Origin of the sequence: Arthrobacter sp. KNU-44 (genome assembly GCF_051843155.1) — a bacterium.
Lineage (GTDB): Bacteria > Actinomycetota > Actinomycetes > Actinomycetales > Micrococcaceae > Arthrobacter.
The window spans coordinates 2,909,123-2,935,754 of sequence record NZ_JBPXNG010000002.1; the positions used below are offsets into that span (position 1 = coordinate 2,909,123).

28 protein-coding genes are annotated in these 26,632 nt (G+C 63.7%); 13 read left to right on the top strand and 15 right to left on the bottom strand.

Annotated elements, in window-relative coordinates; all coding sequences use genetic code 11:
• Positions 1 to 6 precede the first annotated feature (6 nt).
• From ACSVHC_RS14620 to ccsB, 3 genes are read left to right on the top strand one after another with little or no spacing between them, the layout of a single operon-like run.
• A complete protein-coding gene (locus tag ACSVHC_RS14620) occupies positions 7 to 762 on the top strand; it encodes a cytochrome c biogenesis CcdA family protein (protein ID WP_345448993.1) in 756 nt (251 codons plus the stop codon).
• Positions 762 to 2,465: a cytochrome c biogenesis protein ResB gene (gene resB / locus ACSVHC_RS14625; RefSeq protein WP_437771318.1), complete on the top strand. Its 1,704-nt coding sequence runs from the start codon at positions 762 to 764 to the stop codon at positions 2,463 to 2,465. The genes ACSVHC_RS14620 and resB overlap by 1 nt, the downstream gene beginning before the upstream one ends.
• Positions 2,465 to 3,529 (top strand): c-type cytochrome biogenesis protein CcsB, encoded by a 1,065-nt coding sequence (gene ccsB / locus ACSVHC_RS14630; RefSeq protein ID WP_437771317.1) that lies wholly within the window; start codon positions 2,465 to 2,467, stop codon positions 3,527 to 3,529. Before resB ends, ccsB begins: the two co-directional genes overlap by 1 nt.
• 143 nt (positions 3,530 to 3,672) lie before the next feature.
• On the opposite strand, the gene ACSVHC_RS14635 is transcribed toward ccsB, so the two are convergent.
• Entirely contained in the window at positions 3,673 to 4,050 is a 378-nt protein-coding gene (locus tag ACSVHC_RS14635; protein ID WP_437771316.1) for a PLD nuclease N-terminal domain-containing protein, read from the bottom strand.
• Between the two features lie 81 nt (positions 4,051 to 4,131).
• Here ACSVHC_RS14635 and ACSVHC_RS14640 point away from each other — a divergent pair, with 81 nt between their 5' ends.
• Positions 4,132 to 4,440, top strand: a complete 309-nt coding sequence (locus tag ACSVHC_RS14640; RefSeq protein WP_437771315.1) for a DUF4229 domain-containing protein — start codon at positions 4,132 to 4,134, stop codon at positions 4,438 to 4,440.
• A 197-nt stretch (positions 4,441 to 4,637) separates the two neighbouring features.
• Here the strand turns inward: ACSVHC_RS14640 and ACSVHC_RS14645 are convergent, their stop codons facing one another.
• The 5 genes from ACSVHC_RS14645 to ACSVHC_RS14665 form a co-directional block, all read right to left on the bottom strand.
• Positions 4,638 to 5,519: a 1,4-dihydroxy-2-naphthoate polyprenyltransferase gene (locus tag ACSVHC_RS14645; protein WP_437771314.1), complete on the bottom strand. Its 882-nt coding sequence runs from the start codon at positions 5,517 to 5,519 to the stop codon at positions 4,638 to 4,640.
• Positions 5,520 to 5,580: 61 nt separating this feature from the next.
• Positions 5,581 to 6,714: an AMP-binding protein gene (locus ACSVHC_RS14650; protein WP_437771313.1), complete on the bottom strand. Its 1,134-nt coding sequence runs from the start codon at positions 6,712 to 6,714 to the stop codon at positions 5,581 to 5,583.
• A 9-nt stretch (positions 6,715 to 6,723) separates the two neighbouring features.
• Entirely contained in the window at positions 6,724 to 7,677 is a 954-nt protein-coding gene (locus ACSVHC_RS14655) for a 1,4-dihydroxy-2-naphthoyl-CoA synthase (protein WP_437771312.1), read from the bottom strand.
• Positions 7,678 to 7,698: 21 nt separating this feature from the next.
• Positions 7,699 to 8,136, bottom strand: a complete 438-nt coding sequence (locus tag ACSVHC_RS14660; RefSeq protein ID WP_437771311.1) for a VOC family protein — start codon at positions 8,134 to 8,136, stop codon at positions 7,699 to 7,701.
• Between the two features lie 160 nt (positions 8,137 to 8,296).
• Positions 8,297 to 9,025: a CPBP family intramembrane glutamic endopeptidase gene (locus ACSVHC_RS14665; protein ID WP_437771310.1), complete on the bottom strand. Its 729-nt coding sequence runs from the start codon at positions 9,023 to 9,025 to the stop codon at positions 8,297 to 8,299.
• Between the two features lie 201 nt (positions 9,026 to 9,226).
• Here ACSVHC_RS14665 and ACSVHC_RS14670 point away from each other — a divergent pair, with 201 nt between their 5' ends.
• Positions 9,227 to 10,705, top strand: a complete 1,479-nt coding sequence (locus ACSVHC_RS14670; protein ID WP_345448984.1) for an amino acid permease — start codon at positions 9,227 to 9,229, stop codon at positions 10,703 to 10,705.
• Positions 10,706 to 10,843: 138 nt separating this feature from the next.
• Here the strand turns inward: ACSVHC_RS14670 and ACSVHC_RS14675 are convergent, their stop codons facing one another.
• Positions 10,844 to 11,569 carry a dienelactone hydrolase family protein gene (locus tag ACSVHC_RS14675; RefSeq protein WP_437771309.1) on the bottom strand — a complete coding sequence of 242 codons (726 nt, stop codon included), beginning with the start codon at positions 11,567 to 11,569 and terminating at the stop codon, positions 10,844 to 10,846.
• Between the two features lie 73 nt (positions 11,570 to 11,642).
• Between ACSVHC_RS14675 and ACSVHC_RS14680 the strand changes: the two genes are divergently transcribed.
• The 5 genes from ACSVHC_RS14680 to ACSVHC_RS14700 all read left to right on the top strand — a co-directional run bounded on the left by ACSVHC_RS14680 (position 11,643) and on the right by ACSVHC_RS14700 (position 15,732).
• The gene (locus tag ACSVHC_RS14680; RefSeq protein ID WP_437771308.1) at positions 11,643 to 12,101 is read left to right on the top strand and encodes an SRPBCC family protein; all 459 of its coding nucleotides are present in this window, start codon (positions 11,643 to 11,645) and stop codon (positions 12,099 to 12,101) included.
• Entirely contained in the window at positions 12,101 to 12,760 is a 660-nt protein-coding gene (locus ACSVHC_RS14685; protein WP_437771307.1) for a pentapeptide repeat-containing protein, read from the top strand. The genes ACSVHC_RS14680 and ACSVHC_RS14685 overlap by 1 nt, the downstream gene beginning before the upstream one ends.
• Before the next feature lie 97 nt (positions 12,761 to 12,857).
• Positions 12,858 to 14,081 (top strand): thiolase family protein, encoded by a 1,224-nt coding sequence (locus ACSVHC_RS14690; protein WP_437771306.1) that lies wholly within the window; start codon positions 12,858 to 12,860, stop codon positions 14,079 to 14,081.
• Positions 14,081 to 14,866, top strand: coding sequence for an enoyl-CoA hydratase/isomerase family protein (locus ACSVHC_RS14695; protein ID WP_437771305.1), 786 nt, complete (start codon positions 14,081 to 14,083; stop codon positions 14,864 to 14,866). The genes ACSVHC_RS14690 and ACSVHC_RS14695 overlap by 1 nt, the downstream gene beginning before the upstream one ends.
• A gap of 2 nt (positions 14,867 to 14,868) precedes the next feature.
• Positions 14,869 to 15,732: a 3-hydroxyacyl-CoA dehydrogenase family protein gene (locus tag ACSVHC_RS14700; RefSeq protein WP_437771304.1), complete on the top strand. Its 864-nt coding sequence runs from the start codon at positions 14,869 to 14,871 to the stop codon at positions 15,730 to 15,732.
• Between the two features lie 89 nt (positions 15,733 to 15,821).
• Here the strand turns inward: ACSVHC_RS14700 and ACSVHC_RS14705 are convergent, their stop codons facing one another.
• Positions 15,822 to 16,766 carry an endonuclease domain-containing protein gene (locus ACSVHC_RS14705; protein ID WP_437771303.1) on the bottom strand — a complete coding sequence of 315 codons (945 nt, stop codon included), beginning with the start codon at positions 16,764 to 16,766 and terminating at the stop codon, positions 15,822 to 15,824.
• A 146-nt stretch (positions 16,767 to 16,912) separates the two neighbouring features.
• On the opposite strand from ACSVHC_RS14705, the gene ACSVHC_RS14710 reads away from it, so the two are divergent.
• Positions 16,913 to 17,506 carry a GNAT family N-acetyltransferase gene (locus ACSVHC_RS14710; RefSeq protein WP_437771302.1) on the top strand — a complete coding sequence of 198 codons (594 nt, stop codon included), beginning with the start codon at positions 16,913 to 16,915 and terminating at the stop codon, positions 17,504 to 17,506.
• Positions 17,507 to 17,557: 51 nt separating this feature from the next.
• Here ACSVHC_RS14710 and ACSVHC_RS14715 read toward each other — a convergent pair whose 3' ends face one another.
• A complete protein-coding gene (locus tag ACSVHC_RS14715; protein WP_437771301.1) occupies positions 17,558 to 18,409 on the bottom strand; it encodes an SGNH/GDSL hydrolase family protein in 852 nt (283 codons plus the stop codon).
• Between the two features lie 216 nt (positions 18,410 to 18,625).
• On the opposite strand from ACSVHC_RS14715, the gene ACSVHC_RS14720 reads away from it, so the two are divergent.
• Positions 18,626 to 19,264, top strand: coding sequence for a LysE family translocator (locus ACSVHC_RS14720; RefSeq protein ID WP_439181053.1), 639 nt, complete (start codon positions 18,626 to 18,628; stop codon positions 19,262 to 19,264).
• Between the two features lie 109 nt (positions 19,265 to 19,373).
• Here ACSVHC_RS14720 and ACSVHC_RS14725 read toward each other — a convergent pair whose 3' ends face one another.
• The 6 genes from ACSVHC_RS14725 to ACSVHC_RS14750 form a co-directional block, all read right to left on the bottom strand.
• Positions 19,374 to 20,507, bottom strand: a complete 1,134-nt coding sequence (locus ACSVHC_RS14725; protein WP_437771299.1) for a Gfo/Idh/MocA family protein — start codon at positions 20,505 to 20,507, stop codon at positions 19,374 to 19,376.
• The gene (locus tag ACSVHC_RS14730) at positions 20,504 to 21,271 is read right to left on the bottom strand and encodes a ThuA domain-containing protein (RefSeq protein ID WP_437771298.1); all 768 of its coding nucleotides are present in this window, start codon (positions 21,269 to 21,271) and stop codon (positions 20,504 to 20,506) included. The genes ACSVHC_RS14725 and ACSVHC_RS14730 overlap by 4 nt, the downstream gene beginning before the upstream one ends.
• Positions 21,272 to 21,317: 46 nt before the next feature.
• The gene (locus ACSVHC_RS14735) at positions 21,318 to 22,238 is read right to left on the bottom strand and encodes a carbohydrate ABC transporter permease (protein ID WP_437771297.1); all 921 of its coding nucleotides are present in this window, start codon (positions 22,236 to 22,238) and stop codon (positions 21,318 to 21,320) included.
• A gap of 7 nt (positions 22,239 to 22,245) precedes the next feature.
• Positions 22,246 to 23,232, bottom strand: coding sequence for a carbohydrate ABC transporter permease (locus tag ACSVHC_RS14740; protein ID WP_437771296.1), 987 nt, complete (start codon positions 23,230 to 23,232; stop codon positions 22,246 to 22,248).
• A 10-nt stretch (positions 23,233 to 23,242) separates the two neighbouring features.
• Entirely contained in the window at positions 23,243 to 24,478 is a 1,236-nt protein-coding gene (locus tag ACSVHC_RS14745; protein ID WP_437771295.1) for a sugar ABC transporter substrate-binding protein, read from the bottom strand.
• 140 nt (positions 24,479 to 24,618) lie between these two features.
• Positions 24,619 to 25,632 carry a LacI family DNA-binding transcriptional regulator gene (locus ACSVHC_RS14750; RefSeq protein WP_439181054.1) on the bottom strand — a complete coding sequence of 338 codons (1,014 nt, stop codon included), beginning with the start codon at positions 25,630 to 25,632 and terminating at the stop codon, positions 24,619 to 24,621.
• A gap of 198 nt (positions 25,633 to 25,830) precedes the next feature.
• Between ACSVHC_RS14750 and ACSVHC_RS14755 the strand changes: the two genes are divergently transcribed.
• Entirely contained in the window at positions 25,831 to 26,556 is a 726-nt protein-coding gene (locus ACSVHC_RS14755) for a tyrosine-protein phosphatase (protein ID WP_437771293.1), read from the top strand.
• The last annotated feature ends 76 nt before the right edge of the window (positions 26,557 to 26,632 follow it).

The window sequence follows — 26,632 nt, forward strand, 5'->3', positions numbered from 1 at the left end:
GACAGCGTGAACAGCCCTTTCGCCGAGACCATCCTGAGCGGTTCCTTGCTTCTGGCCATCCCCGTGGCTTTGCTGGCCGGACTCGTGTCCTTCCTGTCGCCGTGCGTCCTTCCCCTCGTTCCCGGCTACCTTGGCTACGTGACCGGGCTGACCGGCGTCGACCTCCAGAAGCAAAGGCGCGGGCGCATGCTCGCGGGAATCGGCTTGTTCGTCCTCGGATTCTCCTCGATTTTCGTCCTGCTCGGCGGCGCTTTCGGCCAATTGGGGACCCTCATCACAGGCCCGCAGAACGCGTGGATCACCCAATTGCTGGGCATTCTGGTGATCATCATGGGCGTCGTCTTCCTGGGCGGCTTCGGTTGGTTGCAGCGCGACGCCAAAATCCATGCCAAGCCGCCAGCTGGGCTGTGGGGTGCGCCGTTGCTGGGCATCACGTTCGGCCTCGGTTGGGCGCCCTGTATTGGTCCTACCTATTCCGCCGTCCAGTTGCTGAGCCTTTCCGGGGGGTCGTCCGCCGCGAAGGGGGCCCTCCTGGCGTTTGTCTATAGTCTTGGCCTGGGCATTCCCTTCCTTTTGATAGCACTCGCAGTCCGCCGGGGGATGGGTGTGATGTCCTTCTTCCGCCAGCATCGCCTCGCGATCCAGCGGATGGGCGGGGGCATCCTGATCCTGCTGGGAATCCTGATGGCCACGGGAGTGTGGGGTGCCTGGGTTACCGGGCTGCAGTACTGGTTCCAAACCGATGTGAAGTTGCCGATCTGATGAGCGAGCCCGTGCAAGGTAAAAAGAAGTCCAACAAGTCCGCCAGCAAGCCTGAGGCGGCAGACAAGGCGATCGACAAAGCCAAGGCCGAGGCCGCACTGCCGGTCCTGGGGATCGTAGGCATGCTGCGCTGGGCCTGGACCCAGCTGACCAGCATGCGTACTGCGCTTTTCCTGCTGCTGCTCCTGGCCGTCGCGGCGGTTCCCGGCTCGCTGTTCCCGCAGCGTCCGGCGAACCCTTCGATCGTGACGCAGTACATCAGCGACCACCCGGACTACGGCAAGCTCCTGGACTCCGTGCAGCTCTACGACGTGTATTCCTCTGCCTGGTTCTCGGCGATCTACATTCTTCTGTTCATCTCCCTGATCGGCTGTGTCACGCCACGGGCCATCGCCCACTACAAGGCGATGCGCTCCCAGCCGCCGCGGACCCCGAAGCGTCTCTCCCGCCTCCCCGAGTACGGCACGCTTGTGCTGCCTGCCGACGCCGGGATCCCGGCGTCGAAGGCTATCTCGGACGCCGCTGCGGTACTGAAGAAGCGCGGCTACCGCGTGGAGGTTCGCGACGTCGACGCCGCCATGCCTTCATTGGGTGCCGAGCGGGGATTCCTCAAGGAAGTGGGCAACCTTGTGTTCCACGCTTCGCTGATCGGAGTGTTGGTTTCGGTGGCGGTCGGCGGGCTGTTCGGCTATAGCGGCCAGCGCATCCTGGTGGAAGGCGATACCTTCGTGAACACCTTGGTGGGCTATGACCAATTCAGCCCCGGCACCAACTTCCAGAGCAGCTGGCTGCAGCCGTACTCAATCCAGCTGAACAAGTTCGACGTGCAGTTCGACCGGGAATCGCCGGCGCACTTCGGCCAGCCCATCGACTTCACGGCCGACGTCACCACCAAGGACACCCCGGACGCGCCCGCCAAGAAGCAGGTCCTCAAGGTCAACGATCCCGTGACGCTTGGCGATACCAGCATTTACCTGACAGGCAACGGCTATGCTCCTGTGGTCACGGTCCGGGACGGCGCCGGCAACATCGCCATGCAGGGACCTGTCGTGGCCAAGCTGCAAGGTGACAATTACTACTCCTCGGTGGTCATCAAGGTTCCCGATGCCAAGCCCGATCAGCTCGGCTTCGCAGGGTTCTTCCTTCCCACTGCGATGGTGACGGACAAGGGCCTCGCCTACAGCGGCGATCCCTCACTCATCAACCCGCAGTTGAACCTCAACTCGTACTACGGCGACCTCGGCCTGAACAAGGGCACCCCGCAGAACGTTTTCGAGCTCGACGTCGCCAAGCTGACTCCGCTCAACGGCCGCGGCATGGCGGACAAGGCCATCGCGATCGCCCCCGGAGGCACCTACAAGCTTCCTAACGGCAAGGGCAGCATCACCTTTGACGGCGTCAAGAAGTACGTCGGCGTCGACATCCACCACAATCCGGGCCAGGCCACCGCGCTCGTGTTCGCCCTGCTGGCGGTCGCCGGACTGATTCTCTCCCTCTACCTGAACCGCCGCCGCGTCTGGGTCCGCACCGGAACCCACGACGACGGGCGCACAATGGTGGAGTACGGTCTCCTTGCCCGCGGCGAGGACCACAGGCTGGCCGGCGAAGCTGCCGCGATCCGCGAACTGCTGCAACGAGAATGGCTGCTCCACACAGGGCAGTCCACCGACACCGTTTCTTCCTCAACCTCGAAGGACCAGTAATGTTCCCCATCAACGAAACCATGGGCCAGTACAGCGAGCTTTTCATGCTGCTCGCGGCCGGCACCTACACGGTGGCGTTCATCGCTTTCGCGTGGGACCTCGCCAAGAGCAGCAAAATGCTGAAGGCAGTTGACCTGAAGGCGGCCTCTTCGGGGGCAGCCGAGGTCAAGGTTCCGGTGGCTGCCGGCCGTGCCGGCGGAAACGACGTCGGGGGACCTGCCGGCCGGACTGAGCGCCCGACGTCGGCGATCACCTCCGTCAACGAGACCGCCGGCGGTGACATGAAGTACGCCGCCGAGCGCCGCATTCCCGCCCGCGTGGCAGTGGCGGTCGCGATCATCGGCGTCGCAATCCATGGCGCCGGGGTCATCACCCGTGCGATCGGCGCTGGCCGGGTGCCGTGGGGCAACATGTACGAGTTCCTGACCACCGGTGCTTTCCTGGTGGTTGCGGTCTTCCTGCTCTCGTTGATCCGCCGCGACCTGCGCTTCCTGGGCACCTTCGTGCTGGGCCTCGCCGTGATCATGATGGTGGCCGCGTCCGTGACGTACTGGACCCCGGTGGGCCACTTGGTCCCGGCACTGCAGAGCTACTGGCTGGTCATCCACGTCTCCATCGCAGTGATGTCCGCGTCCCTGTTCACCCTGACGTTCGCCATGTCAGCCCTGCAGTTGCTGCAATCGCACCGGCAGAAGACCCTGGCTGCCGGCGGCGTGGACAAACTGGGCTTCATGCGGCTCGTACCGAACGCGTTGAGCCTGGAAAACCTGTCCTACCGCATCAACACTGTGGGATTCGTGGGCTGGACCTTCACCCTCATGTTCGGCGCCATCTGGGCCGAGAAAGCGTGGGGCCGCTTCTGGGGCTGGGACACCAAGGAAGTCTGGACCTTCGTGATCTGGGTGGTCTATGCCGGCTACCTGCACGCGCGCGCCACCCGCGGCTGGACGGGAACCCGTGCGGCCTGGTTGTCGATTGCAGGCTACCTGTGCGTGATCTTCAACTTCACTGTGGTCAACGTGTTCTTCAATGGCCTGCACTCTTACTCGGGGCTTTCGCAGTAGGACTTCTCCGGCGGGGCGCCTTGGCGTCCTGACCCTTTTTGAATTAACGACGACGGCGACACTCCGCACTTGCGGGAGTGTCGCCGTCGTTCGCGTTTCAAAAGAGGTCAGGAAGGGTGGCCTCTCGGGTATCAGCTGGGCCGTCAGCTGTTGACGTCGCCGCTGTCGTCGGCCTTGGATTCGCCCTTGAGCTTGCGTTCCTTGGCTTCGAGGTCGGCCTTGAGCTTCTTCAGCCGTTCGGCTTCGGCCTGGTTGCGACGGCGGACCTCCAGGTTGCGGAGAAAGTCGGGGTCGTCGTCGGGGGCTGTGGGATGGCTCGCCGGCTGCGGGGTAGGCCGGATGTTGTAGGGACGGCCGATAAGGAACCAGAGAACCGCGCCGAGAACCGGCAGCAGGATCATCACCACAATCCATGCGGGTTTGGAAATTCCCCGGGTAGAGCGGCGGTCGGTGCGGATGACGTCCACCAGCCCATAGACGAACACGAGCAGGACGGCCACAACTGCAACAACGCGGAGCATACCGTCAAGTCTAGTCGCCGTCGGGTCCGGTGATAGCTGTGCGATCAGGGTGCAATCAGGCTGTGAGGCTAAACTTGATCCGTGGCTTTCCTCAAATACTCCCTGATCCGCCTTGCGATCTTCGTACCGCTCTTCGTCATCTTCGCCCTCCTGCAGACGGGTTTGTTCCTGGCGGCGATTTTCGCGGGCCTCATCGCGTTCGCCATCAGCTACCTGTTCTTCCAGAAGCAGCGCGACGCCGCCACTGCCGCCATGCGCGAACGTTTCTCCGGGCGGGCCAAGCCCATCCGCTCTGCCTTGGAGATTGAAGACGCCTCGATCGAGGACAGGCTGGTCGATGAAAACCCCGCGGTAAAGGTCGAGAACGACCGCCGCCCCAAGGAATCCTAGAAGCCCAAAGCCCAGATGTGAGCGGGGGTTTGGGAAAACCGGCGCATAAGTGAGCGAGGGTCTGGGGGTAAGGACGCTAGCTCACATATATGGGACTTCCGGCCGACGCCCGCTCACCTTTAGGGCACTTCCGGCCGACGCTCGCTCACATGATGTGAGCGGGGGTTTGGGGAAACCGGGCAATATGTGAGCGAGGGTTAGAAGCCGTGGCTCAGGATGAGGCCCAGTGAGAACAGCACGCTGTAGCCAAGGTTGATCAGTCCTGTCTGCTTGAGTACCGGGATGAGGCTCTTGCGCTTCCTACCGTTGACCATGAGCCAGGCCGGCATGAGGCACGCGGGGATCAGCAGCAGCACGATCAGCATCAAGGGCTTGGTGGGTGCCAGCACCACAACCAACAGGATCGCGACTGCCAGCATCAGGACGTAGCTCTCGCGGGCGTGGCGGTCGCCGAGTCGCACCGCCAGCGTCCGCTTGCCCGCCGCCGTATCCGTGGGGATATCCCGCACGTTGTTGGCCATCAGCAAGGCACACGCAATTAATCCCGTGCCGATGGCGCCGATGACGGCCGGAAGGCTCACTTGACCGGCCTGCGTGTAGGTGGTGCCGAGCGTTGCCACCAGGCCGAAGAAGACAAACACGAACAAGTCGCCAAAGCCCATGTAGCCGTACGGGTTCTTGCCGCCGGTGTACCCCCACGCAGCGAGGACGCAGCCGATTCCCACCAGGATCAGCCACCAGCTCTGCGTGATGAGCACCAGTACCAGGCCGAAAATCATGGCCAGGCCGAACGCGCCGAAGGCAGCCCACTTGACGTGTACCGGGCGTGCTGCACCGGAACCGACCAGCCGGAGCGGACCCACGCGGTCCTCATCGGTGCCACGGATACCGTCAGAGTAATCGTTGGCGTAGTTGACCCCGATCTGAAGGAGCAGCGCCACGAGTGCGGCGAGGATGGCATTCAAGAGCCGGAAAGATTGCAGCTCGTAGGCGGCCGCTGTGCCGATCAGCACCGGTGCGATCGCCGCCGGCAGGGTGCGCAGGCGGGCGCCTTGAATCCATTGTGCAGCTGTTGCCACGTTCAGTACCTCGTGTTGTTTCGCGTTGGGGAAAGGCAAATGACGGTCAGGGAGGACGTGTCTATTCTCCCTGATGCACGTCGGTGAGAAGCTCGATCATCGCCAGCCGGTCCGGCTTGCCATTGGGGAGCATGATGAGGCCATCCGTGGTCAGCACCGTTTTGGGAGCGAGGGTCCCTAGCGATTCCTGGCAGCGTGCCTTGTAGTCCGCGATGCTTTCCGGGGAGCTGTCCTCGACGGCAACGTAGGCTGCCACCGCCTGGCCCCACTCGCGGGAAGGCACCCCGGCCACGAAAGCCGCCGTGACGCCGTCGAACTTTTCAAGCTCCGCCTGGATGAACGCGGCGGAGGCTTTCACGCCGCCGGTGATGATGACGTCGTCGGCGCGCCCCAGCACCGTGAGGGTCCCGTCGTCGGCGAGCTCGCCGAGATCGTTGGTGCGGTACCAGCGGGTGCCGTCCTCCTCGAAGAACGCCTCGGCGTTCGCCTCGGGCGCGTCCAGGTAACCGGAAGCCACAGTGTCGCCGCCGAGGAGGACCCGGCCGTCGTCGTCGAGCATGACCTGGACGCCCTCAAGCGGCCTTCCGTCGTACACGCAACCGCCGCACGTCTCGGCGGAGCCATAGGTGGTCACGACCTTCAGTCCGGCCTCCCTGGCGGCGTCCAGCAGTGGGACGGGTGCAGGCGCGCCGCCTAGGAGGATGCCGTTGAAACGGCGAAGTACTGCGAGGGTCTGCGGCGATGGTGAGTCCAGGAGCCTCTGCAGCTGCGTCGGCACCAAGGAGGTGAAGCGGATCGTGTCGGTCAGCTCTTCGGCGGCGGCGGTGAAGGCCTCCGGAGTGAAGCCGTTCGAAAGGTCCATTACCCACGGACGCGTGCCTGCGAAGAGCGAGCGGACCAGCACCTGGACCCCGGCAACGTATTGCAGCGGCAGGGCCAGGAGCCATTGGCCCTCGCCCCGGAGCGCGATGGCGGTGGCCATGGAAGAAGCGGCGAGCTCATCGACCGTGAGCACCGTGGCCTTGGGTGTGCCGGTGGAACCGGAAGTGCGGACCACTACCGCGGCGTCCTCGAAACCGGGCGTCTCAACGGGGACCGCCACCGGGGTGCCGTCCTCCGGGACGACGATTTCGACGGCGGGGCCCTCATCGTGGAGGGCGGCGGCCAGGGCTTTGAGAACGGGATCGATGTTCACGGGCGAGTCCTAGAAGTAGTACGGAAAGTTGGACCAGTCCGGATCGCGCTTCTCAAGGAAGGCTTCTTTGCCCTCGACTGCTTCGTCCGTCATGTAGGCCAGGCGCGTGGCTTCCCCGGCGAAGACCTGTTGGCCGGCCAGGCCGTCGTCGGCCAGGTTGAAGGCGAACTTGAGCATGCGGATGGCCTGTGGGGATTGGCGCGCGATATCCGCTGCATACTCCAGGGCGACCTCCTCGAGGCGCTCATGGTCCACGGCTTCGTTGACGGCCCCCATGCGGACCATGTCCTCCGCGGAATACTCGCGGGCCAGGAAGAAGATCTCGCGGGCGGCTTTCTGCCCGATCTGGCGGGCGAGCAGCGCCGAGCCGTAACCGGCGTCGAAACTTCCCACGGTGGCGTCGGTCTGCTTGAACTTGCCGTGCTCGCGCGAGGCGATGGTGAGGTCCGAGACAACGTGCAGCGAATGCCCGCCGCCAGCGGCCCAGCCGTTCACGACGGCGATGACCACCTTGGGCATGGTCCGCATGAGCCGCTGGACTTCCAGGATGTGCAGGCGGCCAGCCCGGGCGGGGTCGATGCTCTCCTGCGTCTCGCCGTCGGCGTATCGGTAGCCATCGCGCCCGCGGATCCGCTGGTCCCCGCCGGAACAGAAGGAATGGCCGCCGTCCTTGGGGGAGGGGCCGTTTCCGGTGAGGAGCACTGTGGCGACATCCGGAGTCATCCGTGCGTGGTCCATGGCACGGTAGAGCTCGTCAACAGTGCCGGGCCGGAAGGCGTTGCGGACCTCCGGGCGGTTGAAGGCAATCCGGACCGTTGGAAGGTCCCTCGCCACTTTTCCGTCTGCGTCCCGCTCGACCTGCCTGTGGTACGTCATGTCCTGGAAATCGTCGAAACCGGACACGTTACGCCAGCGCGACGGGTCAAAGACGTCGGATACCTTGGCAGGGAAGTCGTTGCTCACCCTCAGAGTCTAGTAATCCCCTCAGCTGATGCAGAACTCGTTGCCTTCAGGATCCGCCATGGTGTGCCATTCGTGCGGCCCTTGCTTGGCCGTCCACAGGTATTTTGCGCCCCGGGCTTCGAGGGCGGCGCGGACCTCGTCCTTGTCCTGTCCGTTGAGGCGCACGTCCCAGTGAACCCGGTTCTTGACGGTTTTGTCCTCTGGAACGGTCTGGAACAGGAAGCGGCGGCGGGTGTCTTTGTCCTGGTCTTCTGCCGGGCCAATGGCCGCGCCTTCCTTCCACACGAGCTTGCCGTTGTGCGTGGTGGTTTCAGACTCCGTGGCGAAGCCTTGATCCACCATGGACCGGATGAACGCCTCGTCCTGGGGCTCCACGATCCATTCGAGCGTCTCGGCCCACCAATCGGCCAGGACGTGCGGATTCTTGCAGTCGACTACTACCTGAAAGTTCAGTGCCATGGACTGAACCTACGACGACGGCGCGTGGCCGGGGAAGTGCCTGGCGGTCAGTTCCGGTCCGGGTTTCCCAACTAACTCGCATTTGTTGTCGTTTTGAGGGCTCAAAACGACAACAAATGCGAGCTAGTTGGGTGGGGCGGGTTGGGGCGAGTTAGGTTGGTTAGCCGCCGAGGAGTTGCGGCGGGATCGCGTAGATCAGCACGACGGCCAACAGGTTCTTGGCGGCGTGAACGAAGTAGGAGAACATCACGTTCTTGCCCGTCCAGACGTAGACGGCCACCAGGACAACGCCCATTCCGAGGTACGGCGCCAGGGCGGGAAGCACCAGGCCCTCACGTCCCACCACGTGGATGGCAGCGAAACAAAGCACTGACAGCACGCAACAAAGCCAAATATTGACGCGACGGGACAGCTTGCCGATCAGGAGGTGCCGGAACAGGTACTCCTCCACGAAGGGACCCAACACCACCAGCAAAGGGACCACGAACCAGGCCGGCAGTTGCAGGACCAGGGACTGCAGGCCCAGTTGGTTCTGCGACTCCCTGGCCGAGCCGGTAACTGTCACCAGAATGGCGGTGATCACCAGCATTGCCACGATGGACAGCGGAATCATCGCAAGCGTGAACCACGGACGGGTCGCCAGGATCAGGAGGTCGCGGGCTACGACGCGCCACGCGGCCGCAACCGCGAACAGGCCCACCGAAGCGTAGAAAGCGAGGTTGATGGCGAAGACGGCGGTTGCGGGGTCGGGGAAGACCTGCTGCATGAAAGTCGTCACCGGGGCCGTGGCGAGGCTCAGAACAGCCGCTAATGACACGTAGAGTCCGAAAGCTGCAGCGTCCAAGCCCGTGAAACGGTATAGCCTGCCGGCTGGCGGAATGGTGCCCATATGTCCAGCGTAACGCCCCGGTTTGTTGCCCGCGTCACGCTCCGCCGAAATCACCGGGTAGGATGGTTTTGCCGGATTTACCTTCGATGCTTCCGCGTTTTCGCTACTGATTCGACTCGCCAACAGGTTGAAAGCTCGAATTGTTGGTGCCAATGCGCATGAAGCCAGGACCGGCATATCCTCAACCCACAAGGAACAGCTGTGCCTCAAAACACCACAACCGACCTTCAGCGTGAGCCGGGAACCCTGGCTGCGCCCAGTACCTCGACAACTTCCGAAAACCTCAGCGCCGAGGGCTACCAGAAGACCCTGAGCCGCCGCCACGTCACGATGATCGCGATGGGCGGCGCGATCGGCGTCGGCCTCTTCATGGGTGCGGGTGGACGCCTGGCCTCAACCGGCCCGGCCCTCATTTTCTCCTACGCCATTGCCGGCGTCATTGCCTACCTGCTGATGCGGGCCCTTGGCGAACTGATCATGTACCGCCAGACCTCCGGCTCCTTTGTCAGCTACGCCGGTGAAATGTTCGGCAAAAAGGGCGCCTTCCTCTCCGGTTGGATGTACTTCATCAACTGGGCCATGACGGGCATCGCCGAACTCATTGCCATCGGCCTGTACTTCCAGTTCTTCTTCCCGAACGTTCCCGTTGAGTTGTCCGCCATCGCCGCGCTGGTGCTGCTGGTGGCCGTGAACCTGTTCAGCGTCAAGGCCTTCGGCGAGTTCGAATTCTGGGCTTCCTGCCTTAAGGTCGCCGCAATCCTGATCTTCCTGGCCGTGGGCACCTTCATGGTGGTCACCAACGCACAGGTCGGCACCGGTCACGCTTCTGTGGGGAACCTCTTCGCAGCCGACGGCGGCATGTTCCCTAAGGGCGGCCTGGTGATGATCCTGGTCCTCAACGCCGTGATCTTCGCTTACAACGCCATCGAACTGGTCGGCATTACCGCTGGCGAGATGCAGAACCCGGAACGCGAAGTGCCCAAGGCGATCCGCGCCGTCGTGATCCGCATTGTTGTTTTCTACGTCGGTTCCGTCATGCTGCTGGCGATGCTGCTGCCTTCGGACCAGTATCACGCGGGAACCTCCCCGTTCGTCACGGTCTTCGGCCAGATGGGCTTGCCGTGGATGGGCGACGTCATGAACATGGTGGTCATCACCGCCGCACTGTCCTCATGCAATTCGGGCCTGTACTCGATCGGCCGCATCTTCCGCACCATGGCCAACAACGGACATGCCCCCAAGTGGCTGACCAAGATGTCCACCCGCCACGTGCCGTACGCGGCCATCCTGGCAATCGGCGCCGTCTACCTCGTGGGCATCCTGCTCAACATCTGGTTGGGCGGTTCGCACGCCTTCGACCTCGCGCTGAACACGGCCTCGATCGGCGTCATCTTCACGTGGGGTTCGATCTTCGCCAGCCAGATCGCGCTGCGCAAGAAGAAGGGCAACGTTTCCAGCCTGCCGATGCCCGGTTCCCCGTGGACCAGCTGGGTTGGCCTGGTCGCCCTCTTGGCCATCACCGTGCTGATCGGCATGGACACCATGACGGACAAGGCCACGGGCGAAGTGTTCCTCCTGGGCCTCTGGACCCTGGCCACCATTCCGTTCTTCGCCTTGGTGCTGTGGCTGGGATGGCAGAAGGTCAAGAACAACGAGCCGAAGAGCGAACTGTTTAGCTAGCCTTCAGTAGCCCGACGACGGCGGGCGTCTCCTCTCAAGGGGGCGCCCGCCGGCTCCCAACCGCCCGCCATCCGTTGCTCCGTAACTGCCGTTTTGAGCGCTCAGAACGGCAGTTGCGGAGCAATCGATTTAACCGGCTCAGTCCCTCAGATGCTTCGCGAAGTGGTCCTCGATCCGCCGCCAGGCTTCAGGGGCCGCAGCCGGATCGGGTTTGATGCCCATCACCCGCATCAACGGCCGCAGGGGCCGGGGCCCCACCGGAACGTCGTTCATGAAGGCGTGGCCCGCCGTCGGGAATTCCTTGACGTCGTGCTCGATCCCGAGGTTCGTCAGGGCGGCCTCCAACTTCGCGGCCGCTCCCGGCATCGTCCGGTCCTTGCCTCCGTAGTTGGCCACCACCGGGCATGCCCCCTCCAAAGCCTGCTCCAGATGCCGCGGCAACTGGCCGTAGTTCACGGAGGCGGCGTTGAAGTCGTCGTGGGCCGCTAACAGGGCGAATGCTCCGCCCATGCAGAAACCGATGACCCCCACTATTCCGGTGCACCGGGCATCATTGCGGAGCCAGGTCCGCGCAGTGGACACATCCGTGAATGCCCGGCCCGTGCCCGACATCAGGGAGCGCATGGTCGCCACGAGGCAGCGCCTCGCGCCGCCGTCGCTGTAGAGGTCGACGGCGAGCGTCAAGTAACCGGCCGAGGCGAGCCGGTCTGCGTGCCGCCGCATCACGTCGTCGAGCCCAAAGGCCTCATGGATGAGTACGACGCCGGGAAACGGCCCTTCGCCGTCGGGCTCGGCAAGGTACCCCTTCAGGCTCCGCGAGCCTCCTGCCGCCATGCTGTCCGCGCTCAAGTCGATGTGCACCATGGGTGCAATCCTGCCAGACCCCGCAAGTGTCTTGTCGGCTGTTTTTGTCAGCGGTCGCGGTTAGGCTCGATGCATGGACCACAGCACCACTCTCAGCCAGCACATCAACGCCTCCCGGGAGAAAGTCTGGGCCGTCATCAGCGATATTCCGGGCTCGGCCAAGACGCTCTCGGGCGTCAAAGCCATTCAGATGCTCAGCGAGGGACCCTACGGAGAGGGCACGCGGTGGAAGGAAACCCGCGCCATGATGGGCAGGGAGGAAACCGTCGAAATGAACGTTTCCCAGAGCGATCCGCCGCGCGCCACCACGGTCAAAGCGCGGCAGGGCGGTGCGGACTACACAACGCGCTTCACCCTCGAAGAGCGCGACGGCGGGACCGAACTGGTGTTGTTCTTCGGTGCCGAGGTCCTCAAGCCGACTTTCTTCAGCAAACTCATGATGGCTGCGTTCGGAAAGCTCGGGATGAGTGTCACGCGGAAAGCGCTCGCGAAGGATCTCGCCGAGATCGCGGCGAAAGCGGAGGCCCTCTGATGGCGGCGGTCGCCAAAGTGACGGCGCCCCGCATTTCCCCGATCAGGCTTGACGAACTCCGCGACGATCCCGCCCCTGACTTCCAGCGCGGGGAACGGTACGACGGCGTCCGCCTCACCCGTGCCGTTGCTGACGGAGCAGAGCTGAGCGGAGCGGACTTCATCGAGTGTGAATTCAACGGAGTCTCCTTCAACGAAGCACAGCTGCGCGGCGCGACCTTCCGGGATTGCATCCTGAATGAGCCCTACGCGCCGGTGTTTACCGCTGTGCGCAGCTCGTGGCGGGAAGTGGAGATCAGCAACCCGCGCTGGGGTTCAGCGGAGATGTACGAGGGCGCCTGGCACTCAGTAAAGATCGACGGCGGCAAGCTGGACTTCCTGAACCTGCGTGGATCCAAGCTCACGGACGTGGTGATCACGGGCTGCATCATCAACGAGCTCGACCTCGGGGCTTGTACCGCGACCCGGGTGGTGCTCAAGGATTGCACCATCGGGACACTGGACGTCAGCGGGGCCAAGCTCAAGGACGTGGACCTGCGTGGCTCGGACTTCCGGATGATCAACGGACTTGGTGGACTGTCCGGCGTGGTCATCGATGATTATCAGCTCAGCCTGCTGGCACCCCTTTTGGCGGGACACCTGGGTATCCGGGTGATCTGAGTGAAGGTTGACCGCGGCGCAGCGCCGTGTAATCTTTATAGAACGAACGGTCGGTAAATTATTCGCCGGCCCCGCTCCCTTCGCGAAGGATGTTCTCATGGTCGAGGCTTTTCTTGTTGGCGGTGCCCGCACCCCTGTAGGCCGTTATGGCGGCGCGCTTTCCGCGGTCCGGCCGGATGACCTGGCAGCCCTCGTGGTCCGCGAAGCGGTGGCCCGTGCCGGCGTCGACCCCGACGCGATCGACGAGGTCATCCTGGGCAACGCCAACGGCGCCGGCGAGGAAAACCGCAATGTCGCCCGCATGGCCACCCTTCTCGCGGGACTGCCCCTCCACATCCCGGGCATCACGGTCAACCGCCTGTGCGCCTCGGGGATGAGCGCCATCATCATGGCCAGCCACATGATCAAGGCCGGCGCGGCGGACATCGTGGTGGCCGGCGGCGTCGAATCGATGAGCCGGGCCCCCTGGGTGCAAGAGAAGCCCACCACGGCCTTCGCCAAGCCTGGCCAGATCTTCGACACGTCCATCGGCTGGCGCTTCGCCAACCCCCTCTTCAGCAAGGGCGAGCTGTCCCGCGGCGGGAAGATGACGTATTCCATGCCGGAAACTGCCGAGGAAGTGGCCCGGGTGGACGGCATCTCCCGCGAGGACGCCGATGCCTTCGCCGTCCGCTCGCACGAACGCGCGCTTGCCGCCATCGCCGGCGGTCGCTTCAAGGAAGAGATCGTGCCGGTCACTGTGAAGACCCGCAAGGGCGAAACCGTGGTGGACACCGACGAAGGCCCGCGCGAAGGAACCACCCTGGAGGTCCTCGCCCGGCTCCGTCCGGTGGTCGCCGGTGGCTCGGTTGTCACGGCGGGCAACTCTTCCTCGCTCAACGACGGCGCGTCCGCCATCATCGTTGCGTCCGAGGCTGCCATCGAAAAGTTCGGCCTCACCCCGCGGGCCCGGATTATCGACGGCGGCTCGGCCGGCTGTGAACCCGAAATCATGGGTATCGGCCCGGTTCCGGCCTCCCAGAAGATCCTGGCCCGTTCCGGACTCACGGTCGGCGACCTTGGCGCCGTCGAACTCAATGAGGCCTTCGCGACGCAATCGCTCGCGAGCATGCGGCGTCTGGGCCTGGATCCTGAGATCGTGAACCTCGACGGCGGTGCCATCTCCCTGGGGCACCCGCTCGGTTCCAGCGGCTCGCGTATCGCCATCACCTTGCTGGGTCGCATGGAACGCGAGCTGGGCAGCGCCGACCGTAAGATCGGCCTCGCGACGATGTGCATCGGCGTCGGGCAGGGCGCCGCCATTCTCCTGGAAGGTATGTAATGGCGTTGAACCCCGAGGAATTCGGAACCCTGCTCATCGAGGAACGTGAAGACCGCGTCACCGTGCTCCTGAATCGGCCCGAGGTCCGCAACGCGATCGACCAGCAGATGGTGGACGAACTCCATCAGGTGTGCGATTACCTTGAACGCGAGCCGAAGATCCTGATCATTGCCGGCGTCGAAGGCGTCTTTGCGTCAGGTGCTGATATCGGCCAGTTGAGGGAACGCCGCCGCGACGACGCCTTGCGCGGCATCAACTCCACCATTTTCGTGCGGATCGCAAAGCTGCCCATGCCCGTCATCGCGGCGCTGGACGGCTATTGCCTGGGCGGAGGGGCCGAACTCGCTTATGCAGCGGACTTCCGCATCGGCACGCCCAGCCTGCGCATCGGCAACCCGGAAACCGGACTGGGCATCATGGCCGCAGCCGGTGCCACGTGGCGCCTCAAGGAACTCGTGGGGGAGCCGATCGCCAAGGAAATCCTCCTTGCCGGGGCAGTCCTCCGCGCCGAGGAAGCCCTTCGCATCAATCTGATCACCCAGATCCACGAAGCTCCCGTGCTGATGGAAGCGGCCCACAACCTTGCTGACCGGATCGGCCGGCAGGATCCCCTGGCCGTGCGGATCACCAAGTCCGTGTTTCACGCTCCGGCCGAGGCACACCCCGTGATCGACACCCTGGCCCAAGGCATGCTTTTCGAATCGCAAGCCAAGTTCGACCGCATGAAGGCGTTCCTGGACAAGAAGAGCGCCAAGCAATCCAGCGACAACCCGGACAGGACCTGAAAATGACAGCAACGCCAGCCATCCCGCATGTTGTCGGTGTCCTCGGCGGTGGCCGTATGGGCGCCGGCATCGCCCACGCCTTTTTGATCAAGGGCGCCACCGTGATTGTCGTCGAGCGCGATCACGAGTCCGCCGCCGGCGCGCAGGGTCGCGTTGCTGAGGCTGTGGCCAAGTCCGCTGCCCGAGGCACACTGACGGAGACCGCCGAAGAGGCCTTGTCCCGGTTCAGCACCTCCACCGACTACGACTCTTTCGTCCATTGCGGACTCGTGGTCGAAGCCGTGCCCGAAGATTACGAACTCAAGATTGCGGCCCTCAAAGCGGTGGAGGAGCACCTTTCTGCTGACGCCTTCCTGGCCTCCAACACCTCGTCGCTCTCCGTGACTGGCCTCGCGTCGCAGCTTCGGAGGCCTGCCAATTTCGTGGGCCTGCACTTCTTCAACCCTGTCCCGGCTTCAACGCTCATCGAGGTGGTCCTGGCGAAGGAGACTTCGTCGGAGCTCGCCGCAACGGCGAAAAGCTGGACCGAGGCACTCGGCAAGACCGCCGTCGTCGTCAACGATGCGCCTGGCTTTGCCTCGTCGCGGCTGGGCGTTGCGATCGCACTTGAGGCGATGCGCATGGTGGAAGAAGGCGTAGCTTCCGCAGAGGACATCGACGCGGCCATGGTGCTCGGCTACAAGCACCCCACGGGACCGCTCAAGACCACGGACATTGTGGGCCTGGACGTGCGGCTGGGCATCGCCGAGTACCTGCACTCGACGCTGGGGGAGCGCTTCGCCCCGCCTCAGATCCTGCGCGACAAGGTCGCCCGCGGCGAACTGGGACGCAAGACCGGCAAGGGTTTCTTCGACTGGACTGACTAGCTTTTCCGGGCCACCCAACTAGCTCGCAGTTGTTGTCGTTTTCAGGCCTCATAACGACAACAACTGCGAGCTACTTGGGGGCCCAACTGTTACTTGGGCGTCCAACCTCGGTCCAAAAGCACGGCACGGACTTTCGCGACGGCGGACCGTGCATCGTTTGCCATGTGGCGTTTGGAGATCCTCACCAAGTGCCAGCCCGCACGGGAGAAATCCTCTTCGCGCGCGATGTCCCGGACTATCTGGGCCGGCTCGGAATGCGGCTCGCCGTCGTATTCGACCGCCACACGGTGTTCCGGATAGGCGAGATCCGGTTGACGTTCGACGCCGGAACCTAGCTCAGTGGCTACGTTCAGTTGGGGTTCCGGCAGTCCGCCGTTTTCAAGGGCCAGCCGGAGCCGCGTTTCGGGGGCCGAGTCCGAGCCGATCCGTGCCTGCTCGAGAGCCAAACGTGCCTTCCGGATCCCCGGAGTGCCTTTGTGCCGGTCCAGCATGTCGGCCAATTGTTCCAAAGTTGCGTACGGCTCTGTCCGGCCTTCAAACTCCGGCCGAGGGTTCCGCAACAGGTGGTCAACCACAACGGTCAGTTCATCTACGCTCATCTTCCTGGACACATCGAGCCAGGTCCGGGTGCGCGTGGTGACCAGAAGACCGTCAAGACTGGTGATTTCGTCGTCGAAGAACTGCCCCACGTGCCCTACCACTCCGGTTCGTCGAGGAATGGCCACGGTGTCCGGACGTGAGATGTGGATGCGCGGATCATCGCTACCGGGGAGGAAACCAGGGAATGACCACAGGGCGAAAGCCGTGGCGTGCGACGCAGCCGAGAACTCGGTCACCGCCGTGAAGGGCCGGACGAAACTGACCTCCTTTGTTTGTCCTTGGGCTAAGGCCTGGTCCGGAATCCGGATGCCCCGGCTCGGCGCGGGCAGCGATCGGTGCCGCAACCGCCGGAGGCTCACGCCGGCGTCGACCGCTTCTTGAAAGGTGAACGGGGCGCATGCCAGCAGCGCAGGCAAGGGTTGCGGGGTCTTCATCGCCCTATCGTTGCAAATCCTGGAACGCCATTTTGAGTTATCCACAGGCAGCCGTCCCGGAACCCCAACTAACTCGCAGTTGTTGTCGTTTTCAGCCGCCAAAACGACAACAAATGCGAGCTAGTTGGGTCGGTTAGGCTGGCTTGGTGACTCTCATTGCACCCGTGACCCTGGACGGTCGCTTCGTAACCTTGGAACCACTCAGCCCCGAACACCACGACGGCTTGGTGGATGCCGCTAAAGACGGCGAGTTATGGAAACTCTGGTACACCTCGGTCCCGACGCCGGAGGGCATGGCCGCTGAGATCGACCGCCGGCTCGGGCTGCAGGAGCAAGGATCCATGTTGCCGTTCGTGACCCGGTTGAAGGCGAACGGCAAGTTGATCGGCATGACCACCTACATGAACATCGACGCCGCCACCCCGCGCGTCGAGATCGGCTCTACGTGGAACGCCGCCTCGGCACACAGCAGCGGGAGCAACCCGGACTCCAAGCTGCTGCTCCTGCGCCATGCTTTCGAGACCCTTGGCTGCCCTGCCGTCGAATTCCGCACACACTGGCTCAACCACCAGTCCCGGGAGGCCATCGCCCGTCTGGGCGCCAAGCAGGACGGCGTGCTTCGGAACCACTCGCGGACTTCGGACGGAGTGCTCCGCGACACCGTGGTGTTCTCGATCCTCGAACACGAGTGGCCCGCTGTCCGCACCGGTCTCGAGTTCAGGCTCGCGAAGCGGCCCTGAGCGCGAGCGCCGAACGGGCACACGGCGCCGCGCGTTCGCGCCTGGGGCCAGCTACTTCTTGAGCGCGCTGTTGACAGCAGTGCGGTAGCCCTGGGAGTAGCCGGCGTCGTTGGGGTGGAAGTTGTCCAACGCGACCTCTGGCGGATCCAGGGGCGATGGCTGGGTGTAGTGGATCCACGGATTGTTGGAACCGATGCCGTGCCCGGTGAACCGTTCCGTCACACTTACGTAGCCCACACCTGCTGTGGAGGCGGCGCCGGCGATGGTCGCATTCAATTGGTCAGCCATTCCGTTCAGGGTGGTGGCCAACTGTTTCTGCGCGGGAGGCATTGTTGGGCCGACGGTGAACAAGCGCGGGTAGCCGGTCAGCACAATGTCGGCGTGGGGTGCCTTTTGCCGGATGGACTGGACCATGGCCACGATGTTTCCGGGCAGCGCCGGCAGGGCGTTCGCCACATTCTGCACGGCCGATGCGCAGGCCAGGGCATCGGCACTGGTGCACGCCACCGCCACGGCTCCCGTGCCGACGTCGTTGCCGCCAACAGTCACCGAGACTTCGGTAGCGGACCCCAGTGCGATCGCAACAGGGTCGGCGGGGGACAGATTGTCCAGGCCTGCCTTGACGGCAATCGACGTGGCGCCGAAGCAGCCCAGATTCAGCCCGCCCAAAAGGGCGGCGTAACTGTCCAAGCTCTGATGGCAGCCCGGCAACGAGCCCGGAGCCGGGCTGCTGCCGCCCGTGCCGGCGGCATAGGAATCGCCCAAGGCCACATAGACATCGGCCGGTTTCGCTGTGGTCGGATTCGCCTGGGCCGGTCCCGTTCCGAGTGCTGCCAGGAGTCCGACGACGGCGACGGCGCCCACCAGGCGGCCATACCGGCGTCGCGAATTAGCTGCTTGCATGATTGATATCCCCTCGTGTCGATCTGCAGTGCCGCTTGGCGGCGCGGGCTACCCCAGCCCGGCAGTCTTGCGGCCAGACTACGCGAGCTGCGTGCCCATGACTACGAAAAGAGGCCTGGTTTTTCCATTCGGTGTAGGTGTAGCAGCCCTGCCATGCGCGGCTACACTCTTGAAGGCAGCAAGTGCCGAAGATCCATTCCCCCGGAAGTAGTCCTGATGGTCGAACAACTGATGGCGTTTGCGCTGACCTGCGTCGTCGTGGTCCTCGTTCCCGGCCCTGATTTTGCGCTTGTGCTGAAAAACGCACCGCGCGGACCCGGATCAGCGGCTACGACAGCGATCGGAATCATGGTCGGCAACACGATCCTTGCCCTTCTCGCAGTGCTCGGCGTCACGGCGCTCCTAGGTGCGTCGGAAGTCCTTGGCAACGCCATCAGAATCGCCGGTGCGGTGTACTTTCTCTATCTGGGAGCCCGCGCCCTGCTGGAGGCTTTCGGCCGCCCCCGCACTCAAGCTACGGCAGCACCGGAACCCGGGTTTGGATTCCGAGGGAATTCGCCATTCCTGCAGGGAATGGTGAGCAATCTGCTCAACCCCAAGGTCGCAGTCTTCTATCTGTCCCTTTTCCCTCAATTCAATCTTGCACCGCTTCCCCCTCTGGGCCAGCACGCGTTGATGGCGGGCATCTTCCTCCTCACTGCGCTGGTTTGGTACGTCCTGCTGGTTCATGCGCTCAAGAGAATCTCCTCGGCTCTGGCCCGTCCCCGCGTGAAGCGGATCATCACCGGCGGATCCGGGACTGTCCTGATCGGCGTCGGCGGGACAATCCTGACGAAATCCATGGCCTCCAGCTAACGGGTTGCCTGGCCCCCAGCGCGGCACCCCCAACTGACTCGCATTTGTTGTCGTTATGAGGGCTCAAAACGACAACAAATGCGAGTCAGTTGGGTGGGCTACGGCGGGACTAGTTGGGTTGGTGGGCAGGAAGAGTAAGCGCTCCGCGGACCGAGGTCCAAGACTTGAGGACCTCGAGCACGTCCGGGTCGCGTTCAGTCAGGACGGCCTGTGCGTAGGATTCTTCAAGCAGCGCATCAACGGAAACGCGAGTGCCGGTGGAGGCGCTGAGCATGGCCGCTTCCACCATCGCCAGGCTCATGATGTTCTGGTGGACCTGGCCCATGGGAGTGCTCCCGGTGCGCAGGGCCACCACGAAGTCACGCAGCGAACCGGCGATCTCGTGGCCTGGGTCCTCGCCGCCTGAGCCCGAATCAGCGAGAAACGAGGACACAGGTTCGCTGTCGCCGTCCCACAGGATGGTGCCGCGTTCGCCGCTGATCCGCCATGCCGCGTTCCAGGAAGTCTCCTGGCCCGGGCTGCACCAGCTTCCAGTGAACACGAAGCGTTCCCCGCCGGCCATTTCGAAGATGGCGGTGGCCCCCGCATCGCCGCGATACCAGCTCCAGGACGGGTTGTATTCCTCGCAGAACACCGAGACAGGATCCGCGTCGAGCAGGAACCGGGCCATGTCGAACTGATGGATGGCCATGTCCAGCAGCAGCGGGTGGTCCATGGCATCCCGGAATCCGCCGAAATGCGGCGCCTTGAAGAACTCGGCCGAGACAATGCCCACGCTGCCGAGCTCCGAGGCGAGCCGTTTGGCCTCGAAAAGATGCCTGTTGTACCGGCGCGACTGGCTGACCATGAACAACTGGCCAGCAAGCTCCGACGCCGCGGCCAGCGACAGCCCTTGGACCACGGTGGAAGCCACGGGCTTCTCGCCGAGCACCGGGAGCCCCGCCGCCAGCGCCTCGGAGGTCACCGGATGGTGAGCTACCGGAACGGTGACGTTGATGACCGCTTGGGCGCCGACGTCGGCCGCCAACTGCGCGGTCCCGGTGCCCACCGGCAGATCGGGAATCCTGATAGCCGCCGCGCCGGCGCGGGCGGCGTCCAGGTCCAGGTCGACGATGCCAGCGAGCTCCACGAGCGGCGACTCCTGCACGGTCCTAAGCCACGCACGGCCCATGCCCCCGGCGCCGACGACGACGACGCGAAGGGGAGTGCCGTCGTCGGGAATGGTGGCGAAAGGGGTACTCATGCGTTGGCCCCCTGGTAGCTCTTGCCGTTGAAGAAGTCGTTGGTCTCATAGCGCAGCAGTTCGGGGTAGGCCCGCTCGGGCCGCTCGGTGACTGCCCATTCGACGGCGTTGGAGATGACTCGGCGGACATCCTTGTGGTGGTAGACCGGGTAGTCCTGGTCGCCTGGGCTGAAGAAGAAGATCTTGCCGTGGCCGCGGCGGAAGGTGCATCCGGAGCGGAAGACTTCGCCGCCGCTGAAGGAACTGATGAACACGAGCTCCTCGGGGGTTGGGATGTCGAAGAATTCGCCGTACATCTCCTGCTGATCGATCACGATGGGGTGAGGCACGCCCTTCGCGATGGGGTGGGTGGGGTCCACGGTCCAGACCAGTTCGCGGTCCTGCTCACTGCGCCAGCGCAACGTGCACGAGGTGCCCATGAGCTTGGTGAAGATCTTGGACCAGTGCCCGGAGTGCAGCACGATCAAGCCCATCCCGGACAGGACGTGGCGGTGCACGCGCTCGACGATCTCGTCGTCGACATCACCGTGGGACATGTGCCCCCACCACGTGAGTACGTCCGTGTTGGCAAGGACTTCCTCGGTGAGCCCGTGCTCGGGCTCGTCCAGGGTGGCGGTGCGGACGCTGGCCTTGGCGCCGAGGTTCTCCTCGATACCGGCCTTCACGGCTCCGTGCATGCCCTCGGGGTAGAGGCGGGCCACCAGTTCGTCGCGCTTTTCGTGCCGGTTTTCGCTCCAGACGGTGACGCGGATCGGTTCAGACATGGGTCTCTCCTAGGTGATGAATTTGCTTGAGCGGTTAGGGGTCCTGCTACTTGACCGCGCCGCCGGTCGTACCGGCTGCGATGTACTTCTGCGCCGCGACCAGCAGGATGATGGCGGGAATGGAGGCGAGCACCGCCGTGGCCATGACCGAGCTCCAGTCGTTCACGTAGGCGCCGATGTACTGGAAGATTCCCAGGGTCACGGGCCGCACAGCCTCGGTGGTGGTCAGGGTCAGGGCGAAAAGGAAGTCGCTCCAGGTGAACAGGAAGGTGAAGAGCCCCGCGGTGATGAGCGAGTTCCTGCTCAACGGCACCACGATGGACCAAAAGGCCCGCAAATGCCCGGCGCCGTCCACCCGTGCCGCCTCGATGACCGACGCCGGCATGCCGTTCATGAACGCCCTGATGATGAGGATCGCGAACGGAATGCCATGGGCGGAATCCGCCAGGATCAGGCCCGGGATCGAGTTGAGCAGGCCGAGATCGTTGTAGGCCGTGTACAGCGCGTTGGCCACCACGATCCCCGGGATCATCTGGCTGATCAGGATCGCGAAGAGGACCACGCCGGCGCCCTTGACCTTGAAATAGGCCAAGGCATAGGCCGCCGGCGCCGCGATGGCGAGGCTGAGTACCACGCTGCCGAGCGAGATCACCAGGCTGGTGGCCAGGTTCCCGCCCTGCTCACTGATGGCCGTGGCGTAGCCCGTGAAGTCCGGCTTGAGCGGCAGCCACGAGGTTTCCAACGTGGTGCCGTTGGGCTGCAGCGAAGCGTTGATCATCCAGTAGACGGGGAACAGCATGATCGCCAGGAAGAAGATGGCCAGGACGGTGTAGCCCCACTGTTTGCGCCCGGGGCCGTTAGCGGCGCGCACGGGTCCGGTGCCTTTGCGGACACCCGCTTTGCGGGCGCTCGCTTTGCGCGCGCTCGCCGGAGCCGAACGGCGGGTGGTGATTTTCGTCGTCGTCATGGTTTCCTCACTCATCGACGGACCGCCGGCTGGCACGCAAGTACAGGACCGCGAAGACCAGGGAAATGACCACCAAGACGTTGCCCAGCGCGGCTCCCTCGCCGAATTTGAACTCGTGGAAGGACAGATCGTAGGACTGGGTGGCGATGGTCTGGGTCGAATTCGCGGGGCCGCCGTTGGTCAGGCCCAGGATGATGTCCAGCACCTTGAGGGTGTAGACGACGCCGAGCACCAGGACCACGCTCACCACGGGACGCAGCATCGGCCACGTGATGTGCCGGAACGCCTTCCAACCGGTGGCGCCATCCAAGGAACCGGCCTCGTAGAGCTCATCCGGGATTTCCTGGAGGCCGCCATAGAGGATGGTCAGATTGAACGGGATGCCGATCCAGATGTTCACTCCCACCACGGCGATCAGCGCCAGCGAGGTGCTGGTGAGCCATGGAACGCCTGTGTTCACGATGTGCAATTCGCCGAGGAACCGGTTCAAGGCTCCGCTGTCTTTGTCCAGGATCCATCGCCATACGGCGCTGGACACGATGAGCGGCAGCAACCAAGGGAGCAGGAGCAGCGAACGCAGGATTCCGTTGAGCGGGAACTTGCGCTGGAAGAAGATCGCCAGCGCCAGGCCGATCACGAACTGGCCCAGGATGGATCCCAGGGTGAACAGGGCGGTGTTCACCAAAGACGTTGAAAACAACGACGACGACAGCACCTTCGCGTAGTTCGCCAACCCCACCCAGGGGGCCTCGCCCGTGAAGAACGTGGCTGTGGTGTAGTCCTGGAAGCTCATCACGATGTTTTTGACCACCGGGTAGCCGAAGAACATCGCCATGTAGGTCACGGCAGGAACCAGGAACAGCCATTGGAAGAGGCGCTCGCGGCGTTTGCGGCCGCGCCTGCGGGGTGACGGGCTTGCTTCCCGGGCCAGGGTGCTGTCCGATCCAGGTTTGGCGTGCGACTTGGCCTGCGACAAATCAGTTGTGAGGGACATGTCCAGCTGCTTACTGGCCTTGGGCTTGCTTGAGGGCGTCGGCCGGGGAGGCCTTCCCTGTCAGCGCGGTCTGGATGGCGGTGTAGATCTTGGTCGCTTGTGCAGGCCATCCTTCTCCCAGTTCGCCGGTGCGGGCCCGGGCGGTTTTGATGAGATCGGTGAAAGTGGCGAGCTTCGGGTTGTCGGTGGCGAACTTCGCGGCCAGCGAGGTCTTGGACGGGATGGTGTTGCGCACCTTGGCCATGGCCAGCTGGTTTTCGTCGCTGTTCATGCAGGCCACTACTTCCGCGGCCTTGGCCTGGTGGGCCTTGTTACCTGTCTGCGGAACGGTCCACACTTCGCCACCAAGTGGGGCAACGGCTGTCTGGCTGGCGTCACGGACCGGAATCTTCACGACGCCGTACTGCAGCGTGGTCTTCTTGTCGAGCGCCGGGATCTGCCAGGGGCCATTGACCATCATGGCTGCCTTGCCTGCCATGAACTGGTCCTTGACGTCTGCTTGCGTCCAGTTCAGCGCGGAGGACGACACGGATCCGTCCTTGACGAGGTCGGTCCAGAGCTGGAGGGCCTGGGCGGTCTCGGGGGTGTCGATGTTCTTCTCGTCGCCACCGTTGGACCACATGACAGGAAGGAACTGCCATGTGCCCTCATAGGTGGGGTTGGCATTGAAGGCCAGGCCATACTGCTCGCCCGAGGTGAGCTTGGTGGCCGCAGCCTTCAGCTCGTCCCAGGTGGTGGGCGGGGTGACTCCGGCCTTGGCCAGGATGTCCTTGTTGTAGAAGAGCGCGATCGTGTTCACGGTGGGGGCGAGCCCGTACACCTTGTCCTTGTACGTGCCTGCGCTGAGCACGCCGGGCGCGAAATCGGCGGTGCTGATGTTGAAATCGGACAAAGGAGCCAGCGCTCCGGTAGCCGCAATTTGCTGCAGGTCCGGATTGTCGAGCATGAGCACATCCGGCAGGGTCTTGGAAGAGGACTGCTGGAGCACCTTGGAGATCAACGACTTGCCCGGCACGGTTTCGCGTTTGATCGTTACGCCGGCCTTGGTGCCGCAGGCGGTCAGGGCGTCGCCGATGAAGGACTTGTCCGGCTCGTTGTTGTAGTAGTCCATCACGGAGATTTCCTTCACGGCATCCGTGGAGGAGGCGGACGCAGTGGTACCGCAGCCCGAGATGGCGAGCGGGAGGCCGACGAGAGCTGCCACGGCCAGGGCGAGCGGGCGGCGTGTCCTGATAACTGACTTCATTGTCTATTCCTTTGTTGGTGGGGAAGGGGATGGTGCGATTGTTTGCGGAATCGAATCATCGATGCGTATCGACGATGCTGAAACGACAGGATAAGGAGCTGGAACAAAAAGAGTTGGCGCGGCGAATCAGGGGTGGCGATTCACTGGGGACGGAGCGTGCTCGAACGGTGCGTGATGACCGTGGGCACCAACTCCAAGGATTCGTGTGGTCCGTGGGAGTCGGCTTCGAGGAGTTGGCACATGATTTTGACTGCGCGTCGGGATACTTCTGCGGGCTGCAGATCGATGGTGGAAAGCGGTATGGGTTGGAGCTCGGCAAGGAGGGGGGTGGCGCTTCCGATGACGGAAACGTCCAACCCCAGGGTCAGGCCACGGCTGCCTAAGATGCGGCGCAGAATGTCCTGGATGGTGCGGTCGGGGGCGATGAAGGCTGGCTTGCCGGTGGTGCTGGCGAGGGCCGAGTCCACCGATTTGGAGATGGTGGCGCGGTCGGTCCCGCCGGGAAGATGGAGCACGGTTACGCCGAGGGCTTTGGCCGCGACATCCGTGCCGTGCAGGAACCGGTCGACGTAGTTCACATGCCGGTCCATCACTGCGGGCTGCCAGTCAAGGACGGAAATTACGGAGTGGCCGGCGGCCGCGAGATCCCGGACGCAATGCTCACCGGCCATTTCGAAGTCGGCGTCGATGCAGACCAGGCCCGACGGATCTCGGGGGATGCCGATCAGCACCACAGGGACGTTCAGGCTGCGGGCCACGGGGAGGCGCTCGTCCTCGTCCTCAACCTGCATGAGGATCAGGCCGTCGCAGATCTGCTGACCGACCACGCGGCGCAGTCCGGCGGCGCCTTCATCGTCGGTGACCAAGAGAATGTCGTGGTCGTATTGCCGGGCCGTGCTGGCAATGACCGAGACGAATTCCATGATCGATCCCATTTCCAGCTCCGGGATGAACGGAATGACCAAGCCGATGACCCGGGTTTTGCGGCTTGCCAAAGCTCTGGCGCCCGCATTCGGCTGGTACGTCAACTGGTCAATGGCGGCCTCGACCTTTTTCCGGGTCTTCTCGGAAATGGGCCGCTTGCCGCTGAGCACATAGGAAACCGTGCTTTGTGCTACGCCGGCGGCCTGTGCGACATCCTTGCTCGTGGGCACTTCCAGGCCTCCTTGCCGGGGTCAGTGGTCTTGGGCTGATGCGTGGTTCTGTATTCGTCGATACGCATCGTCGATGCGTATCGAGAAAAAGTATGACATAAGTCACGTTGGACGCGCAAGACCCAACCGTCGCTCACCTATGACCGTCTTTCCGCGGACCCTCGCTCACCTATCTCGTCGTGTGGTTAGCTGTCCGGTATGGATGGGATCTCAACCGCAGCCAAGCAGCGGGGCGTCCATTGGGACGGCGCGGTGAACGCCTGGCATATCGCCGGAGGCGTGTATCGGATGGGCCGACGGGAATGGCTCACCGAGGCTGGTTGGCAGCAAATGTACGACGCCGGCATCCGCACCGTTATCGATCTGCGGACCCTTCGCGAGCAGCAGCCCAGGGAAGTCGATCCCGAGGTTTCAGCGGAGGCGACCGCACGATTCGACATCGTCCATTGCCCCACCGAAGACCCGGAGGACAAAGAGTTCACCGAGCGCTTTGGGCCATACCTGAAAGACCCTGCCCACTACGCCGACTATCTGCGGCTCTTCCCGGGCAGGCTTGCAGCGGTTTTCAAAGCCATCGCCGCGGCACCCGGCGGGGTGGTGGTGCACTGCGCGGCCGGGCGCGACCGCAGCGGGATCATCGCCGTGATGCTGCAGAACCTGGCAGGAGCGAGCGACGAGGAAATCGTGCGGGGTTACCAGCAGGGAATGCGTGGAATCAACGAGCGCCACCGTCACCACCGTGCCCCGCACGCCCATGATCCCTTTCTTGAGGAAGATGCCCTTGAAGCGATGCTGGCATCACGCAGCGTGAGCCTGTTGGAATTCGCGCATTCCTTGGACACGGTTGCCTTCCTGGGAGCGAACGGCGTCTCCGAGGCTGAAGTCGCCGCCGTTCGCGAGAAACTTAACGCGCCGGCGCGGTAGAAGCAGTGCCCAAGAAGCATCTAGTGTGCAGATCGGGGCTCTCATGTATTCTGGGGATATTACCGAACGGCCGGTC

Excerpts from the sequence above, each read along its gene's own strand:
- resB (WP_437771318.1), top strand. The coding sequence starts at position 762 with ATGAGCGAGCCCGTGCAAGGTAAAAAGAAGTCCAACAAGTCCGCCAGC.
- ccsB (WP_437771317.1), top strand. The coding sequence starts at position 2,465 with ATGTTCCCCATCAACGAAACCATGGGCCAGTACAGCGAGCTTTTCATG.
- ACSVHC_RS14635 (WP_437771316.1), bottom strand. The coding sequence starts at position 4,050 with ATGCTCCGCGTTGTTGCAGTTGTGGCCGTCCTGCTCGTGTTCGTCTAT.
- ACSVHC_RS14660 (WP_437771311.1), bottom strand. The coding sequence starts at position 8,136 with ATGGCACTGAACTTTCAGGTAGTAGTCGACTGCAAGAATCCGCACGTC.
- ACSVHC_RS14665 (WP_437771310.1), bottom strand. The coding sequence starts at position 9,025 with ATGGGCACCATTCCGCCAGCCGGCAGGCTATACCGTTTCACGGGCTTG.
- ACSVHC_RS14675 (WP_437771309.1), bottom strand. The coding sequence starts at position 11,569 with ATGGTGCACATCGACTTGAGCGCGGACAGCATGGCGGCAGGAGGCTCG.
- ACSVHC_RS14680 (WP_437771308.1), top strand. The coding sequence starts at position 11,643 with ATGGACCACAGCACCACTCTCAGCCAGCACATCAACGCCTCCCGGGAG.
- ACSVHC_RS14685 (WP_437771307.1), top strand. The coding sequence starts at position 12,101 with ATGGCGGCGGTCGCCAAAGTGACGGCGCCCCGCATTTCCCCGATCAGG.
- ACSVHC_RS14690 (WP_437771306.1), top strand. The coding sequence starts at position 12,858 with ATGGTCGAGGCTTTTCTTGTTGGCGGTGCCCGCACCCCTGTAGGCCGT.
- ACSVHC_RS14695 (WP_437771305.1), top strand. The coding sequence starts at position 14,081 with ATGGCGTTGAACCCCGAGGAATTCGGAACCCTGCTCATCGAGGAACGT.
- ACSVHC_RS14700 (WP_437771304.1), top strand. The coding sequence starts at position 14,869 with ATGACAGCAACGCCAGCCATCCCGCATGTTGTCGGTGTCCTCGGCGGT.
- ACSVHC_RS14705 (WP_437771303.1), bottom strand. The coding sequence starts at position 16,766 with ATGAAGACCCCGCAACCCTTGCCTGCGCTGCTGGCATGCGCCCCGTTC.
- ACSVHC_RS14715 (WP_437771301.1), bottom strand. The coding sequence starts at position 18,409 with ATGCAAGCAGCTAATTCGCGACGCCGGTATGGCCGCCTGGTGGGCGCC.
- ACSVHC_RS14720 (WP_439181053.1), top strand. The coding sequence starts at position 18,626 with ATGGTCGAACAACTGATGGCGTTTGCGCTGACCTGCGTCGTCGTGGTC.
- ACSVHC_RS14725 (WP_437771299.1), bottom strand. The coding sequence starts at position 20,507 with ATGAGTACCCCTTTCGCCACCATTCCCGACGACGGCACTCCCCTTCGC.
- ACSVHC_RS14730 (WP_437771298.1), bottom strand. The coding sequence starts at position 21,271 with ATGTCTGAACCGATCCGCGTCACCGTCTGGAGCGAAAACCGGCACGAA.
- ACSVHC_RS14735 (WP_437771297.1), bottom strand. The coding sequence starts at position 22,238 with ATGACGACGACGAAAATCACCACCCGCCGTTCGGCTCCGGCGAGCGCG.
- ACSVHC_RS14740 (WP_437771296.1), bottom strand. The coding sequence starts at position 23,232 with ATGTCCCTCACAACTGATTTGTCGCAGGCCAAGTCGCACGCCAAACCT.
- ACSVHC_RS14745 (WP_437771295.1), bottom strand. The coding sequence starts at position 24,478 with ATGAAGTCAGTTATCAGGACACGCCGCCCGCTCGCCCTGGCCGTGGCA.
- ACSVHC_RS14755 (WP_437771293.1), top strand. The coding sequence starts at position 25,831 with ATGGATGGGATCTCAACCGCAGCCAAGCAGCGGGGCGTCCATTGGGAC.